At 41.8% G+C, this 15,707-nt stretch carries 17 protein-coding genes; 6 read left to right on the plus strand and 11 right to left on the minus strand.

The genetic code is table 11. The features are described from left to right. Nucleotides 1-216 precede the first annotated feature (216 nt). The 6 genes from rplM to frr all read left to right on the plus strand — a co-directional run bounded on the left by rplM (nt 217) and on the right by frr (nt 4,523). Nucleotides 217-672 (plus strand): 50S ribosomal protein L13, encoded by a 456-nt coding sequence (rplM, locus tag H9Y05_RS02320; RefSeq protein WP_163490667.1) that lies wholly within the window; start codon nt 217-219, stop codon nt 670-672. 4 nt (nt 673-676) lie between these two features. Next, on the plus strand, nt 677-1,063 hold the full coding sequence (rpsI, locus tag H9Y05_RS02325) for a 30S ribosomal protein S9 (RefSeq protein ID WP_163490493.1): 387 nt from the start codon (nt 677-679) through the stop codon (nt 1,061-1,063). Between the two features lie 135 nt (nt 1,064-1,198). Beyond that, nucleotides 1,199-1,975 carry a 30S ribosomal protein S2 gene (gene rpsB / locus H9Y05_RS02330; protein ID WP_163490494.1) on the plus strand — a complete coding sequence of 259 codons (777 nt, stop codon included), beginning with the start codon at nt 1,199-1,201 and terminating at the stop codon, nt 1,973-1,975. A 24-nt stretch (nt 1,976-1,999) separates the two neighbouring features. Continuing rightward, a complete protein-coding gene (gene tsf / locus H9Y05_RS02335) occupies nt 2,000-2,830 on the plus strand; it encodes a translation elongation factor Ts (protein ID WP_163490495.1) in 831 nt (276 codons plus the stop codon). Between the two features lie 128 nt (nt 2,831-2,958). Beyond that, entirely contained in the window at nt 2,959-3,666 is a 708-nt protein-coding gene (gene pyrH / locus H9Y05_RS02340) for a UMP kinase (RefSeq protein WP_163490496.1), read from the plus strand. 293 nt (nt 3,667-3,959) lie between these two features. Next, entirely contained in the window at nt 3,960-4,523 is a 564-nt protein-coding gene (frr, locus tag H9Y05_RS02345) for a ribosome recycling factor (protein ID WP_163490497.1), read from the plus strand. Nucleotides 4,524-4,658: 135 nt separating this feature from the next. Here the strand turns inward: frr and apaG are convergent, their stop codons facing one another. From apaG to nrfD, 11 genes are all read right to left on the minus strand, one after another. Further along, on the minus strand, nt 4,659-5,045 hold the full coding sequence (gene apaG / locus H9Y05_RS02350; protein ID WP_163490498.1) for a Co2+/Mg2+ efflux protein ApaG: 387 nt from the start codon (nt 5,043-5,045) through the stop codon (nt 4,659-4,661). An 85-nt stretch (nt 5,046-5,130) separates the two neighbouring features. Beyond that, the gene (gene queG, locus H9Y05_RS02355; RefSeq protein ID WP_216713389.1) at nt 5,131-6,054 is read right to left on the minus strand and encodes a tRNA epoxyqueuosine(34) reductase QueG; all 924 of its coding nucleotides are present in this window, start codon (nt 6,052-6,054) and stop codon (nt 5,131-5,133) included. Nucleotides 6,055-6,065: 11 nt separating this feature from the next. Then, nucleotides 6,066-6,629, minus strand: a complete 564-nt coding sequence (locus H9Y05_RS02360; protein WP_216713390.1) for a hypothetical protein — start codon at nt 6,627-6,629, stop codon at nt 6,066-6,068. Between the two features lie 9 nt (nt 6,630-6,638). Further along, nucleotides 6,639-7,658, minus strand: a complete 1,020-nt coding sequence (ruvB, locus tag H9Y05_RS02365) for a Holliday junction branch migration DNA helicase RuvB (RefSeq protein ID WP_163490501.1) — start codon at nt 7,656-7,658, stop codon at nt 6,639-6,641. A 35-nt stretch (nt 7,659-7,693) separates the two neighbouring features. Then, nucleotides 7,694-8,206 (minus strand): PaaI family thioesterase, encoded by a 513-nt coding sequence (locus H9Y05_RS02370; RefSeq protein ID WP_163490502.1) that lies wholly within the window; start codon nt 8,204-8,206, stop codon nt 7,694-7,696. Nucleotides 8,207-8,310: 104 nt separating this feature from the next. Then, nucleotides 8,311-10,131, minus strand: coding sequence for a cytochrome c oxidase subunit I (locus H9Y05_RS02375; protein WP_163490503.1), 1,821 nt, complete (start codon nt 10,129-10,131; stop codon nt 8,311-8,313). Nucleotides 10,132-10,168: 37 nt separating this feature from the next. Next, nucleotides 10,169-11,548, minus strand: coding sequence for a cytochrome c oxidase subunit II transmembrane domain-containing protein (locus H9Y05_RS02380; RefSeq protein WP_216713391.1), 1,380 nt, complete (start codon nt 11,546-11,548; stop codon nt 10,169-10,171). Between the two features lie 37 nt (nt 11,549-11,585). Next, nucleotides 11,586-12,782, minus strand: a complete 1,197-nt coding sequence (locus tag H9Y05_RS02385; RefSeq protein WP_216713392.1) for a quinol:cytochrome C oxidoreductase — start codon at nt 12,780-12,782, stop codon at nt 11,586-11,588. 30 nt (nt 12,783-12,812) lie between these two features. Beyond that, nucleotides 12,813-13,544, minus strand: a complete 732-nt coding sequence (locus H9Y05_RS02390; RefSeq protein WP_163490506.1) for a c-type cytochrome — start codon at nt 13,542-13,544, stop codon at nt 12,813-12,815. A gap of 52 nt (nt 13,545-13,596) precedes the next feature. Then, nucleotides 13,597-14,133, minus strand: a complete 537-nt coding sequence (locus H9Y05_RS02395; protein WP_163490507.1) for a DUF3341 domain-containing protein — start codon at nt 14,131-14,133, stop codon at nt 13,597-13,599. Between the two features lie 21 nt (nt 14,134-14,154). Continuing rightward, complete coding sequence (gene nrfD, locus H9Y05_RS02400) at nt 14,155-15,699, minus strand: NrfD/PsrC family molybdoenzyme membrane anchor subunit (protein WP_235992073.1); 1,545 nt, start codon at nt 15,697-15,699, stop codon at nt 14,155-14,157. Nucleotides 15,700-15,707 lie beyond the last annotated feature (8 nt).

A 15,707-nucleotide genomic window follows, 5' to 3' on the forward strand; every position in this document is an offset into this window, starting at 1 on the left:
TTTTGATCGTTTCTTTATCTACGCGTAATAAATCAGCTTTGAACACCTCTCAGGATATTCATAGGAAAGCCAAAAGAGACGCGGGGTTACCGCCCAACCGCACATGAAAAAAGATTTTATTGACATTTCGTTTGTTAATAAAATTCAATTTACTATCTTTGCACCCCCTTTCCATATTGGGAGGGGAAAATTGTCTTATTATTTAAACGTAAAATTGTGGATACATTAAGTTACAAAACGATTTCCGCTAACAAAGAAACTGCTGATAAAAAGTGGTTCGTAGTGGATGCTGAAGGCCAGACAGTTGGTCGTTTGGCAAGTAAGGTGTCTAAGGTTCTGCGCGGAAAACACAAGCCGAACTATACACCACATGCTGACTGTGGGGATAACGTGATTGTTATCAACGCAGAGAAAGTATCTTTTTCAGGTACTAAGCTGGTTGATAAGGAGTACATCCGTTACACGGGGTACCCGGGAGGGCAACGCATTCTTTCTGCTCAGGAGCAATTAGAAAAAAACCCTAGCCGTCTTATCGAAAAAGCTGTAAAAGGAATGTTGCCTAAAAACACTTTGGGCCGTGCTTTGTACAGAAATTTGAAAGTTTATACTGGAACTGAGCACAAACAAGAGGCTCAAAAACCAGAAGTATTAAACCTTGATACATTCAAATAATCGCATGGAAGTAATTAACACATTAGGAAGAAGAAAAACAGCCGTTGCCCGCGTATACCTGACACCAGGAAAAGGAAACGTAACTGTTAACAAGAAGGACTACAAGGAGTTTTTCCCGGTAGACGTTCTTCAGTATAAAATTGAGCAGCCATTCAAATTGACTGATACAACAGGTCAATACGATGTTACCGTTAACGTAGCAGGTGGTGGAATCAACGGCCAGGCAGAAGCAATCCGTTTAGGGATTTCACGCGCATTGATCGAGGTAAGTGCTGAAAACAAACCATTGTTGAAAGAAGAGGGATTGACTACACGTGACCCACGTATGGTTGAGCGTAAAAAACCGGGACAACCGAAAGCACGCAAGAAATTCCAGTTCTCTAAACGTTAAGAATGGATTCAGTTCTTTTTCGGAACTGATAAAAGAAATAAGTTGTTTAGTATCCAAACCCGAAAGTACCTTTCAAGGATTGAACCCTTTCAGGTTGAATTACTAACGGAAAGTAAACACTAAAAAAGTAAAAAAATGTCAAAAGTAAGTTTTGAAAGTTTATTAGAAGCAGGTGTACATTTCGGACACTTGAAAAGAAAATGGAATCCGGCGATGGCTCAGTATATCTTCGAAGAGAAAAAAGGTATCCACATCATCGACCTTAATAAGACAATTGCTCAATTGGAGATTGCTTCTGCTGCAGCAAAGCAGATTGCTAAGTCGGGGAAAAAGATTCTTTTCGTTGCTACGAAAAAACAAGCAAAAGAAATCGTTGCAGATAAAGTAAGCGCAATCAACATGCCGTACGTTACTGAACGTTGGACTGGTGGTATGTTAACCAACTTCCAGACAACACGTAAGTCTATCCGTAAAATGGCTAACATCGACAAGATGAAGACAGACGGAACATGGACTACATTGAACAAAAGAGAGCGTTTGTTCAAAGACCGTCAGCGTGACAAACTGGAAAAAAACTTCGGATCGATTGCTGATATGACACGTCAGCCGGCAGCTATTTTCGTAGTTGACATCCTGAAAGAGCACATTGCGGTTGCTGAAGCTAAAAAATTGGGTATTCCAATTATTGCGATGGTAGATACGAACTCAAACCCTAAAACGGTTGACTTCCCGATCCCTGCAAACGACGATGCAACAAAATCAATTGCAATTATTCTTGAATCAATCACCGGAGCGATCAAAGAAGGATTGGAAGACAGAAAGACGTTGAAAGACAAAGGAGCTGACGAAGAAGTAAAAGCTGAATCTAAAAAAGTAGAGGAAGTTGCTTCTGAAGAAACAAAAGAAGATTAATAATCGTTATAAAATTTAGACAAAATGGCAATTACAGCAGCTGATGTAAACAAATTACGTCAACAAACTGGAGCAGGAATGATGGACTGCAAAAACGCGTTGGTTGAAGCAAACGGAGATTTTGAAGCAGCAATCGATATTCTGCGTAAAAAAGGTCAGAAAGTAGCCGCTAAAAGAGGTGAGAACGAAACGAAAGAAGGTTTCGTATTGGCTCAGGTTACAGGAGACAACTCTACAGGGATCGTTTTTGCATTGAACTGTGAAACGGATTTCGTTGCGAAAAACGACGGATACAAAACACTTGTTGAGTCCTTAATGAAAGTTGCAATTGACAACCAACCTGCGTCTGCAGAAGATTTGTTGGCATTGAAATACGATGACAAGTTAACGGTAGCTGAGAAAATCACCGAGCAAATCGGTGTGATCGGTGAAAAATTGGAGGTTACAGGATACGGGATTCTGAAAGGTGGGGCTGTTGTTGCATACAACCACCCTGGGAACCAGTTGGCAACTTTGGTTGCAGTAAACAACGGAACAACTGAAGCCATCGAAGCTGGTCGCCAGGTTGCTATGCAGGTTGCTGCAATGAACCCGATTGCTTTGAACAAGGACGGAGTTGACGCGCGTACAATCGAGCGTGAAATCGAAGTTGGAAAAGAATTGGCGATCCAGGAAGGAAAGCCTGCTGATATGGCTGAGAAAATTGCTCAGGGTCGTTTGGCTAAATTCTTTAAAGAAAATACATTGTTGAGCCAGGAATTCATCCGTGATAACAAATTAACGGTTGAGCAATTCTTAGATTCTACAGTGAAAGGTTTGACAGTTTCTGACTTCAAACGTACATCACTTAGTTAATGAAAAAATAAAAAAAGAGAAAGACCAATTGTTTAGACAGTTGGTCTTTTTTTTGCGAATGCAAGTTCATTGAAAAATGAAGGTTGAGAAAAAAAATTAAAATCATATCTTTGCACATATCCAATAACATGAAATACAAACGAATCCTCCTCAAATTAAGCGGTGAATCCCTGATGGGCAATAAACAATTCGGAATTGACAACAACCGGTTAAGCGATTATGCCACTGAAATCAAAGAAATTTGCGATTTAGGTATCGAAGTAGCCATTGTCATCGGGGGAGGAAATATTTTCCGCGGTGTTCAGGCAGAAGAAGGAGGAATGGACCGCACACACGGCGATTACATGGGGATGCTTGCCACAATGATCAACTCGATGGCATTGCAAGCCGCATTAGAAGCCAAAGGACTGGAAACACGTTTGCAATCGGCCATTGAAATGAAGGAAATTGCAGAACCGTACATCCGCAGAAGAGCTGTGCGTCACCTGGAACGAGGACGTGTGGTGATTTTCGGAGCGGGAACAGGAAATCCGTATTTTACAACCGATTCTGCAGCTTCGCTGAGAGCAATTGAAATTGAAGCGGATGTTATTCTAAAAGGAACGCGCGTCGATGGCATTTACACGGCTGATCCCGAAAAGGACCCGACAGCAACGAAATACGATGAAATTACATTCGAAGATGCTTATTCCAAAGGGCTGAAGGTAATGGACATGACAGCATTTACACTGTGTATGGAAAATGATCTTCCGATTATTGTATTTGACATGGATACGGTAGGTAACCTGAAAAAACTGATCTCCGGAGAAAAAGTGGGGACGATTGTTCGGAATTAGGAAGAAGTGGAGAGTGAATAGTTGAGAGTGAATTAGTGGGGTAATTAATTATCAATGTTCAATTATCAAGATTTTGTGAAGATATTGAATACTGAATGTTGAATGAGGTAGTAGTTTGAAATCAAACGGTCATAAAGTCAAATGATCAAGACTTCGTAAGAAAAAAATTAGTGTCAGCATTTGATCATTGATAATTGAACATTCATAATTGAAAGTGAATTAGTGGAGAGTTGAAAGTGGGTAATTGATAATTCACAATTTATAACATATATTTGCACAGCAATAAAAAAACGATGACTGAGGAATTAAATGAGATTTATAGTGAGTTAAGAAATTCGAACAATAAAACATTGACTCACCTTGAAAACGAATTAGTAAAAGTTCGTGCAGGAAAAGCAACTCCATCTATGTTACACGGTGTTCTGGTTGATTATTACGGTTCTCCTACTCCGATACAGCAAGTTGCAAATATCGGAACAATTGATGCCCGTACAATATCTGTTCAACCATGGGAAAAAGCAATGTTGAACGAAATCGCTAAAGGAATCATCAATTCAAATTTAGGGCTGAATCCTCAAAACAACGGAGAAACCATTTTGATCAATGTTCCTGCATTGACAGAAGAGCGTCGTCGAGAGCTTGTGAAAAAGGCAAAAGCTGAAGGTGAGCATGCGAAAGTGGGTATTCGCAACAACCGTAAAGATGCACTGGATTTTGTAAAAGAGTTGAAAAATGACGGTTTGTCAGAGGACTTTGCAAAAGACGCTGAAACGCAAATTCAATCGATTACTGATAGCTACGTTAAGAAAGTAGACGAGCAATTGGATCTGAAAGAAAAAGATATCATGACGATCTGATCTCAATCCAGCTAAAAATAATGAATGAAAACCCGTTTTACAGCGGGTTTTGTCGTTTTTATAGGCTTGCTTCTGAAATCGGAAGAACAATGCGCATTTATTCTGTTTATTCAACTGCATTGCAGTTGATTTGTCTTAATTTAACCGCGGAGGGAAAAACAGATCAAATTGGGGAATAACCACCTGAAAGTTTTCTCCGGTCAACAGGTTTCTGAATGTATAAAACCCTTTCATGTAACCAATCTCACTGTACAGTTCACATCCGCTCATATAGGTATAGGTATCCTGGGATTTTAACGTCGGTTGTTCTCCGATAACCCCTTCTCCACTCACAACGCTGGCATCATTCATCGAATCAAAGATGTACCAGTTCCGGTACAGCAGCTGAACGGGAAACGAATTGTGGTTTTCCATAAAAACCTCGTAATTAAAAAAGAATGAATCGTTTTCAACTTGTGATAGATCAGGTCGGAAGATTACATTGACCCGGATTTCTACTCCTTCTGTTATTGCCACGTTCATAATCAAGCGGATTTACGTTAGGGTAAATATACTTTTTTTAAATTGGAATAACTACAATTTATCTGTTTTTTAACACCGTGGACGGTCACTCCTGTATCGTCCGGATGTTCCGGATCAACCCGCTGTACTTGGTCCGCTTTACAGCACTGTTCCTGAACAATTCGCGAAACACTTCTTCCGTCAGCTCCTTCCAGTCTGTTTTACGCATACCCAGCAATTGCCCGTTCGGCATGAATGCAGGTTCCTGGTGCGCTTTTGCAAACCGGTTCCAGGGACACACATCCTGACACACGTCACAGCCAAAAATCCAGTTGTCCATTTTGTCGTGAAATGCTCCCGGGATCAACGCATCTTTCAATTCAATCGTCAGGTAGGAAATACATTTGGAGCCATCCACAACGTATGGTTCGACAATTGCTTCCGTCGGGCAGGCATCAATACACCGGGTACATCTGCCACAATAATCTTTGATCGGACCGTCTTCTTGCAGTTCAAGATCGAGGATCAGTTCCGCTATAAAGAAAAATGAACCTTCTTTCGGGTGAATGAGGTTGGAATTTTTACCAATCCATCCCAGTCCGCTTTTTTTTGCCCAGGCTTTGTCCATGACCGGTGCGGAGTCGACAAACATTCTACCTCCTACTTCTCCGATTTCAGTTTGGATAAATTGATACAGTTCTTTGAGCTTGTCTTTGATTACATTGTGATAATCTGCCCCGTAAGCGTACTTCGACACCTTAAATGAGTCATCCGACTGCTGTTCTTCCGGAAAGTAATTTAAGAGCAAAGAAACGACTGATTTGGCATCATCGACAAGCAATGTCGGATTCAACCGTTTGTCAAAATGGTTTTCCATGTATCCCATCTTTCCGTTCCGGTTGTCCTTCAGCCATTGTTCCAACCGTGGAGCTTCTTCTTCTAAAAATCCGGCTTTGGAAATCCCGCAATACATAAAACCAAGATCGTATGCCTTGGATTTTATGAGTTGGGAATAGCGTTCTCGGTTCATTGCTTTATTTTTTATTTTTGCTCCAATGCCTGAATGCATCGCTCACGAATCGACCATACTTCATCCAACGTCATTTCCAATTGACATTCTTCCAGCCATTTTGCTATAAACTGACGGTGCCATGTAATTTTATTTTCAATGACATCCGCAGGAGTTATTTCCCTGGTAGCTAAAATGGCATTGGAATAGACGGAAAAATCAGAAGTTGTCTTTGTAATATCTAACACCTCATTGTGTACCGTTAAGTAACAATGTGCTTCGGGAATGAATGGCAGGGAATATGCTTCTAATATGTTTCCTACTCCGGGAGTATTTTGTCCGTCCATTTTGTAAAAACCAAGAATCAGTTTTACATCCGGAATGTTATTTAATTCCGAAATGTGTTTTAAAAATGCATGTTTGCTGCTACAGGTCCCTTTCCGTTCTTTCCAGACTAATGCCAGATCACATCTATTTGCGTTTCGTGCATAATGAAAATTTTGAACTGACCGGACCAGGTCATTCCAGGTTACGATTCCTGCCTCAATAATCTGAGTCGTCAGCTCGTCATCACTTTTTAAAAAAAATTGATTCATGTTCAACCACTAAAACAATCCTCCTTGTGACCAGCCTTTATCCTTCCCGAGGTGTGTATATGCGCGTTCCGTTACCTGTCGTCCACGTGGCGTACGCATCAGAAATCCTTCCTGGATCAGGAATGGTTCGTACACTTCTTCCAATGTTCCGGCATTTTCTCCGATGGCTGTTGCAATGGTGGTCAGTCCGACCGGACCTCCTTTAAATTTATCAATAATGGTCAACAAGATTTTATTATCCATTTCATCCAACCCGCACTGATCCACGTTCAATGCGTCCAATGCGAATTTGGTAATTTCGTTTTCAATCGTTCCATCTCCTTTGATCTGAGCAAAATCGCGTACACGACGTAACAGGGCATTCGCAATACGAGGTGTTCCACGGCTTCGACTGGCAATCTGGTATGCAGCTTCTTCCGTGATCGGGATTCCAAGCAATCCTGCAGAACGTTCAACAATCAGTGTTAATGTTTTCGCATCATAGTATTCCAGTCGCAGGTTGATCCCGAAACGTGCACGCAACGGTGATGTCAGCAATCCGGAGCGGGTTGTAGCACCAATCAGCGTAAACGGGTTCAATGAAATCTGAACGGTTCTGGCATTCGGTCCCGAATCGATCATGATATCGATGTGGTAATCTTCCATTGCCGAGTACAGGTATTCTTCTACCACAGGGCTCAGGCGGTGAATTTCATCAATGAAAAGCACGTCTCCGGTATCCAGGTTTGTCAGCAGTCCGGCTAAATCACCCGGTTTGTCAAGTACCGGTCCGGAAGTAACTTTGAATCCCACTTCCAATTCATTCGCGATGATATTTGAAAGGGTCGTTTTCCCTAATCCGGGAGGTCCGTGCAACAACACGTGATCCAGTGGTTCATTTCGCAACTTAGCCGCTTTGACAAAAATGGATAAATTCTCAACAACCTTTGGCTGACCGGTAAAATCAGTCAGGGCTTTTGGCCGGAGTACCTTGTCGTAATCCAGGTCCTGCTTCTCAGCTTCGTCTCTGTAATCGAATGAATCTTCCACTTCTGTCTACTATTTGCCAAAGATACAAATGAAATTCAATTTTTTGGTTTCCGGGCTTTGATTCCCCAGGTAAAAACAAATTCTGCGACCAATTCTCCCTGTTCATCATAGGCATTCGTTACACACCTGATTTCTTCGGGTTCAAAGGTCTGTACTGTCCGGGTAATTTTTTCAGCAATCTCTTTTCCCTGTTCGCATCTGAATGTTGTTTTCCCCAATGCCCGTTTCACAAATTTGGCTTCACATCCGGTTACAAATGTTGAAACACTTGGTTTGAGTTTGTGTGTATACATCAACAACAATAATCCGCTTGCCATCTCAGCAGACATACCCAAAACAGCCCAATACGTCGTTTTAAACGGATTTTTATTCAAAAACTTATACGGAACTGTCAATTCGCATTTTTCTTCGTTCAGCTGCTTTAATTTCACACCGATCACCGACGCTAAGGGCAGGTCTTTCATCAAACCGATTTTAAACAAGAACGGGTTCCCAACACGCTTTTGGTATTCCCGAATATTGGATGGATTGAAAATGGAATTAGTCATACCATAAAAATAGGAATAATTTGAATTCGTGCATCTTCATGCTAAAACTGTACTAAAACAAAAAACCCCTCTTTTCGGAGGGGTTCTTACTATAAAGGTCTTTACTAATGTTCTTCTTCACCTTCTTTCAGCGGTGTAGTCTGAGGAACAAAATCCTCTTCCCATCCTGGCTTAGAGAAATCGTATGGCCAACGGTGAACTACCGGAAGTGCTCCCGGCCAGTTTCCGTGGATGTGCTCTACAGGAGTTGTCCATTCCAATGTAGAAGAGTTCCATGGGTTTTGAGGTGCTTTCGGTCCTCTGAAGATACTGTAGAAGAAGTTGAACAAGAAGATCAACTGTCCTGTTGCTGCAATGATTGCAAAGATCGTAATCACCAGGTTCAGGTTTTCAAACTTAAGGAACGTTTCTCCGTCAAATACTTCGTACACTGAATAATCGTAGTAACGACGTGGTGCTCCTGAAATCCCGATGAAGTGCATTGGGATAAATACTCCGTATGCTCCTACAATTGTTACCCAGAAATGCGCGTATCCCAATCGTGTGTTCAACATTCTTCCGAACATTTTAGGGAACCAGTGGTATACCCCGGCAAACATTCCGAATACTGCTGAAAGTCCCATTACGACGTGGAAGTGGGCTACAACGAAATATGTATCGTGAACCGTGATGTCCAACGCAGAGTCAGCAAGGATAATCCCTGTGATACCCCCTGTGATGAATGCAGATACTAATCCGATCGAGAACAACATTGCCGGTGTGTATACAATTGTACCTTTCCACAATGTTGTCAGGTAGTTAAATACTTTTACTGCTGACGGAATCGCAATCAACAATGTCGTAAATACGAATACTGAACCTAAGAACGGACTCATACCTGTTACGAACATGTGATGCGCCCATACGATGAATGATAAGAAACCGATGGCCAATGTAGAACCGATCATCGCACGGTAACCAAAGATTGGTTTTCTTGAATTCGTAGAAATGATTTCAGAAGACAATCCCAATGAAGGCAACAATACGATGTATACCTCCGGGTGGCCTAAGAACCAGAACAAGTGTTGGTACAATAACGGTGATCCTCCGTGGTTCGTCAACATTTCAGAGCCAGCGATGATATCCGACAAGTAAAAAGATGTTCCCATTGTTCTGTCCATGATCAACAACAACGCTGCTGACAAAAGAACCGGGAAAGATAATAATCCTAAGATTGCTGTAACAAAGAACGTCCATACTGTCAACGGCATTCTTGTCATCGTCATTCCTTTTGTTCTCAGGTTAAGAACGGTAACGATGTAGTTCAATGATCCCATCAATGATGAAGCGATGAAGATCGCCATGGAGATCAACCACAAGTCCATTCCCAATCCTGAACCGGAAACAGCCTGAGGCAATGCAGAAAGCGGAGGATAAACCGTCCATCCTGACATCGCAGGTCCTGTTTCAACGAACAGAGAAATAAACATGATCACACTTGAAATGAAAAACAACCAGTAAGAAATCATGTTCATGAATCCGGAAGCCATATCTCTTGCTCCCAGCTGGAATGGAATCAACAAGTTGGAGAATGTTCCCGAGAGACCTCCTGTCAACAAGAAGAAAACCATGATTGTACCGTGGATGGTTACTAACCCCAGGTACATGTCCTCACTCAATACACCGTTTGGTGCCCACGTATCTCCCAGGAAGAATGAAAGGAAATCAGCACTTTCACCCGGCCACGCCAATTGGATACGGAATAAGATAGATAACAACATACCTACAAATCCCATGAATACTGCAGTAATTAAATACTGCTTAGCAATCATTTTGTGGTCCTGGCTGAAAATGTACTTCGATACGAAATGTTCTTCGTGGTGAGCATGCTCATCGTGGTGGTGAGAATCATGGTGACCGTGTGCTTCGTGTGCTAATACAGACATCTTTTATCTATTTAAATTTTATTTCCTTACTACTTAATTATTTTCCTGGAACTGCTGCAACTTGAGCCGTATCAGCAGGAGCAACCATTCCTTCCGCACCTTCAACCACAGGAGCTACCGCTGGAGCAGGTGCACCTTTGAACAAGGTTTCAAAACGGTGAGCTGCCGGTAGCGCATCTCCGAATTTCTTTTTCAGAATAGTCAATTCCTTTTCTGTCAATTGATCATCTTTCGGACGCGTCGCATTGTCACTTCCCAAATCGATTGCTTTCATTACAGCATTGTACTCATCTCTCTCCAATACTTCGATCAACATGTACATTTTGTAGTGAGAACCACCACAGATTTTGTTACACAACAATGAATAATCAAATTTCGGATCATTCTTTATTTTTCGCATTTCTGCCGTTGTCTTGTTCGGTGTGAATTTGAAACGAGTTGTCTGTCCCGGAACCGTGTTCATTTGTGCCCTGAAGTTCGGGAAGAAAGCGGAGTGAATAACGTCTTTCGAACGGAAGTTAAATTCATATTCCTGGTCAACACACAAGTATAATTTCTCAGCAGGACCTGCAACGATGATATCATCCCATGATTGCGCATCCAACGACTTATCGTGGCGGTTTTTCAATTGTACCAACAAGCGATAGATTTCTTCATTACGGTGCAATGTAGTCATCATTTTTTCACGCTCTTCCACGCTGTAAATTTTGTTTTTGTTGTTCAGGTTGCGCTCCATTGCATCAATTCCCAACAACGTATCGTTTTTCAACTTGTCGATCGCATAGTCCAATGTTTCAGAGTTAACGATTCCCAACAGGTTTTTATCAGAAGTTACTTTGTAATCGAATTTTCCAAGTGTATTGTCTTTTCCTGAGTAGCGTGCTGTCCAGTCAAACTGTTTGGAGTACAATTCAACTACAATTGCATCTTCTTTTGCTTTTGATGTAGCGTTGTCCCACTCGATCAACCCCAACACGATGATTACCAACAGGGCCATTGCAGGAACAATTGTCCAGATCAACTCCAGTTTTGTACTGTGTGGGAAATAAAGCGCTCTTACCCCCGGTTTTTTAACATATTTGAATGCAAACAGGAACAATAAGAAATTGGTAGAGAAAAATACAACCAGAACGATTATCATGTTCAGGCTCATCAACCAATCCAGTCTTTCACCATGTTCAGTTGCTGCGACACCTCTTCCTGTCCAACCGTAATTTACCATCAAATAAATCATCGATCCGAAGAAGACAAACATAAATGCAAGCATCAACTTCGCATTTAAGCGGTTGTCACGGTTACTGATTTCGTGCTCCCCTCTTTTTCTCAATTTAGAAGAAAGTTCGTACAATCGAACCAGCTGCGCAATTGCAACTACTCCTAAAACGACAACGATCAAAAAGATTAATTTACTTCCCATTAGTTCTGATAATCTATGTTATATATTCTGTTCTGTATTATATTTCGTGGTGAATACTTTCGTCCAAATACGGGTGATTCACCGGTGTCAACGGAGCTTTGCTCAGGTTCAACAGGATAACTCTTATAAAGAATCCCAGGATCAATAACGGCATTCCCAGTTCCAGCAAGCCGAAATGTGATGTCGGTCCCATAGAACCTACTGTTACCATCAGGTAAACGTCCATCCAGTGACCTGCCAGGATAATCAATCCGACAAATGAAAGGATTCCGGCATTTCTTTTTGCATCTCTTGACATCAAAATCAACATCGGGAACGCGAAGTTTACAATAAACATTCCGAAGTACATCAATTTATAATCTTCAATACGTGCGATGTAGTACGTTACCTCTTCCGGCATGTTTGCGTACCAGATCAACATGAATTGTGAGAACCACATGTATGACCACAAGAACGAAGTAGCAAAAATCCATTTACCGATATCGTGGATGTGTGAATCATTTACGCGCGGCAGGTAACCCAATCTTTTCAGATACAATGTTACCAGGATAATCACCACCATTGCAGAACACCACATTCCGGCAAATACATACCATCCGAACAATGTAGAGAACCAGTGAACGTCAATTGACATGATCCAGTCCCACGTTTGTGTGGAGGAGAATACCGCAAAGAATACTAAGAATGTAGCTCCTTTTTTGTAGTTTTTAAAGTGGATTGCTGTTCCACCTACTCTGTCTTCTTCTAATGAACGTTTTCTGAATCCTAAGTAGAACAAGTAATAAGTTGCCAGGTATGCAACTGTTCTGATCCAGAAAAATCCTTTGTTCAAATAAGCAGATTTACCATCAATGATTGCATCGTAATGATGACTTGACGGGTTGGTATACTCAGGATCCATCCAGATGTAGATGTGTGCACCGTCGTACAATGTAATTACACCAAGTGTGATGATCAAAAACAAAATACCATACGGTAAATATCCTGCAACTGCTTCGATCATCCGTTTAACAGATACATACCATGCTGTTTCTGTTGCGTACTGAAGCGCGAGGAAAAACAATGCTAACAGTCCGATAGCGAAAAAGAAAAAACTGTTGGTTAAGCTACTCGCCAAAAAGCGTTGCAACCCATGTTCTTCCATTGTGAAAGCTCCGATTAACGTAAACAAAGCTCCGACAACGATTAAGCTGAGAGTAACAAGCTTTGCTCTATTTGAGATTTTGAATTCCATTTTTCTCTGTTTTCAATTTCTGTTTGTCAATTATTTTTTCTCTGCAGTAGCAACTGTTGCCGAATCAGCAACAACCGCTGCTTCACCGAACTTGCCATAATTTGCATCCTGAAACTTACGGATGTAGTGAATCAATGTCCAGATTTCCTTTTTATTCAAAATAGAAGCATGTGATCCCATTGCTCCTTTTCCATAATAAATCGAATAGAAAATCTGTCCGTTGCTCAAGTCTTTCTTATCAGCATAATCAGGTACTCCTGAGAAAATTCCGCTGACAGACATAGGTCCTTTTCCGTCCCCTTTCTCACCGTGGCATTGTGCACAGTTTGCGTTGAACAGTTTTTTACCGTCTGCAAAAATCTTATCTGCATTTTGTTCTGTCAGTGTATATGGATTGTTTGAATATCCGGCAGCCAGCAAATACGTATCATCTGCAGAGAAATCAAATCCTCTTAAGTCATGCGTTTGCTTAAATGCAACATTCGGCAAATACGGGAACGGTAACCTGATTGCAACTTCCGCGGAGTCTGTTCCATAGTAAGGAATTGTTCCGAACGGGGGAACTTTTGCAGACATTTTCATAGCCAACTCCGGATTTACACGTTCTTTGATCTGACCATAATCAACGTATGGTTCGATTGCCGCAGAACGGTACATATCAGGCGTGTATTCTAATCCCGGGCTATCAGGAACGGCTGTACATGCACTCAGTACGACTGCTGTAATTGCCCAACTTGCTATTGCCTTAACATTCATTTTCATCTCTCTATTTTTTTAGCTTCGGAAATCAATCTGTCCGAAAAAACCGGCAAAATTATTTAATTTCTTTTTGATCCAATTCTACAATTCCTGTTTCTTTCAACAACGCTTCCAATTCTGCAGCAGAAAAGTGTGTATTGTCGCTCGTTCTGATTTCCATTACAAAACGGTCATCCGTTGTTCTCGGGTCCGGGTTTTGTGCAGGGATTCCAGGCAAGGTTTTGTTTCTCAGGAAGTATGTCAATGCCATTCCGTGTGCTGCACACAATACAGTAAACTCAAACGAGATCGGAATGAATGCCAACATATTCTCCAGGTACGAAAAGCTTGGTTTACCTCCGATGTTCATCGGCCAGTCAACAATCATGAAGTAACGCATACCAATTGTTGCCAACGTCAAACCAGTCAAACCGTAAAGAAATGCCATGATTCCAAGACGTGTATTCTTCACTCCGATGATCGGGTCGATTCCGTGGATCGGGAACGGAGAAAATACTTCCGCTACTTTAACTCCTTTTGCAACCAACTTCTTCGCGCCATCCTTCAGGACATCGTCATCATCGTACATTGCATAAATTACTTGATCAGCCATTTTGTCAACTATTTAATACTATTATTTTTCTTCTGAATCAGTTGTTCCTTCCTCAGACTTATTTTCTTCATTTGATTCGTCAGAAGACGGTGCCTCTGATGTGTGTTCCTCCGCTTTCGGTGCCGCCGGAGCAGTGTGCTTCTCTTCAGCATGTGCGTGGTGTCCGTGACCATGATCATCGTGTCCGTGGTGATGATCAGGAGCATTCTTATACGATTCCCCTGAAATTTTCAGGATTGTTTTCAATTCTGCAATCGGCAGTACCGGGAAGAATCGGGCAAACAATAAGAAGAATACAAAGAACAATCCGATTGTACCAACATAGATACCGATGTCAATGTTAGACGGGTAGTGCATACTCCATGCAGACGGCAAGTAGTCACGGTGCAATGAAGTAACGATAATTACATAACGCTCGAACCACATCCCGATGTTTACAACAATTGAAATGATAAATGTAAACAACAAGCTTCTTCTCAATTTTCTGAACCACATCAACTGCGGGGAGATCACGTTACATGTCATCATCGACCAGTAAGCCCACCAGTATGGTCCTGTAGCACGGTTGAAGAAAGCGTATCCTTCGTATTCAACTCCTGAGTACCAGGAGATGAATAACTCCGTGATATAAGCGGTACCTACGATGGATCCCGTTACCATGATTACGATGTTCATGTATTCTACGTGACGTGTATGAATGTATGCCTCCAGGTTCATTGCCTTCCGCATGATCAACATCAATGTTTGTACCATCGCAAATCCGGAGAACACGGCTCCCGCAACGAAGTACGGAGGGAAGATCGTGGTATGCCATCCGGGGATTACAGATGTGGCAAAGTCAAAGGATACAATCGAGTGAACCGAGAATACGAGTGGTGTCGCCAAACCTGCCAATACCAATGAAACCAATTCAAATCTGTTCCAGTGTTTTGCTCTTCCTGACCATCCGAATGAAAGGATGGAATACATTTTCTTGGAAACCGGTTTTTTCGCTCTGTCGCGCAATGTTGCAAAGTCAGGAATCAAACCGATGTACCAGAATACAAAACCTACAGATAAATACGTTGAAATTGCGAATACGTCCCACAACAACGGAGAGTTAAAGTTAACCCACAACGAACCGAACTGGTTTGGCAACGGGAACACAAAATACCCCATCCACAAACGTCCCATGTGAATCAGCGGGAAGATACCTGCCATGAATACGGCAAAGATCGTCATCGCCTCAGCGGAACGGTTGATCGCCATTCTCCATCGTTGACGGAACAATAACAATACGGCAGAGATCAAGGTTCCGGCGTGTCCGATACCTACCCACCATACGAAGTTGGTAATATCCCATGCCCAGTTAACTGTTTTGTTCAATCCCCAGACTCCGATCCCCGTTCCGAGTAAGTACAAAATACAACCTACTCCGTAAAGTCCAATGATCAATGCGATACTGAAAAGTATGTACCACATTCTTGGCGCTTTGTCCTCGATCGGGCGACAAATGTCTTCCGTGATGTCGTGATAGGTCTTGTGACCTAAAATGAGGGGTTCTCTAATTGCTGCTTCCTTATGCATTACAATCG

The sequence above is a fragment of the Taishania pollutisoli genome, assembly GCF_014518315.1.
Lineage (GTDB): Bacteria > Bacteroidota > Bacteroidia > Flavobacteriales_D > Crocinitomicaceae > Taishania > Taishania pollutisoli.

Excerpts from the sequence above, each read along its gene's own strand:
- rpsI (WP_163490493.1), top strand. The coding sequence starts at position 677 with ATGGAAGTAATTAACACATTAGGAAGAAGAAAAACAGCCGTTGCCCGC.
- rpsB (WP_163490494.1), top strand. The coding sequence starts at position 1,199 with ATGTCAAAAGTAAGTTTTGAAAGTTTATTAGAAGCAGGTGTACATTTC.
- tsf (WP_163490495.1), top strand. The coding sequence starts at position 2,000 with ATGGCAATTACAGCAGCTGATGTAAACAAATTACGTCAACAAACTGGA.
- pyrH (WP_163490496.1), top strand. The coding sequence starts at position 2,959 with ATGAAATACAAACGAATCCTCCTCAAATTAAGCGGTGAATCCCTGATG.
- frr (WP_163490497.1), top strand. The coding sequence starts at position 3,960 with ATGACTGAGGAATTAAATGAGATTTATAGTGAGTTAAGAAATTCGAAC.
- apaG (WP_163490498.1), bottom strand. The coding sequence starts at position 5,045 with ATGAACGTGGCAATAACAGAAGGAGTAGAAATCCGGGTCAATGTAATC.
- queG (WP_216713389.1), bottom strand. The coding sequence starts at position 6,054 with ATGAACCGAGAACGCTATTCCCAACTCATAAAATCCAAGGCATACGAT.
- H9Y05_RS02360 (WP_216713390.1), bottom strand. The coding sequence starts at position 6,629 with ATGAATCAATTTTTTTTAAAAAGTGATGACGAGCTGACGACTCAGATT.
- H9Y05_RS02370 (WP_163490502.1), bottom strand. The coding sequence starts at position 8,206 with ATGACTAATTCCATTTTCAATCCATCCAATATTCGGGAATACCAAAAG.
- H9Y05_RS02375 (WP_163490503.1), bottom strand. The coding sequence starts at position 10,131 with ATGTCTGTATTAGCACACGAAGCACACGGTCACCATGATTCTCACCAC.
- H9Y05_RS02380 (WP_216713391.1), bottom strand. The coding sequence starts at position 11,548 with ATGGGAAGTAAATTAATCTTTTTGATCGTTGTCGTTTTAGGAGTAGTT.
- H9Y05_RS02385 (WP_216713392.1), bottom strand. The coding sequence starts at position 12,782 with ATGGAATTCAAAATCTCAAATAGAGCAAAGCTTGTTACTCTCAGCTTA.
- H9Y05_RS02390 (WP_163490506.1), bottom strand. The coding sequence starts at position 13,544 with ATGAAAATGAATGTTAAGGCAATAGCAAGTTGGGCAATTACAGCAGTC.
- H9Y05_RS02395 (WP_163490507.1), bottom strand. The coding sequence starts at position 14,133 with ATGGCTGATCAAGTAATTTATGCAATGTACGATGATGACGATGTCCTG.
- nrfD (WP_235992073.1), bottom strand. The coding sequence starts at position 15,699 with ATGCATAAGGAAGCAGCAATTAGAGAACCCCTCATTTTAGGTCACAAG.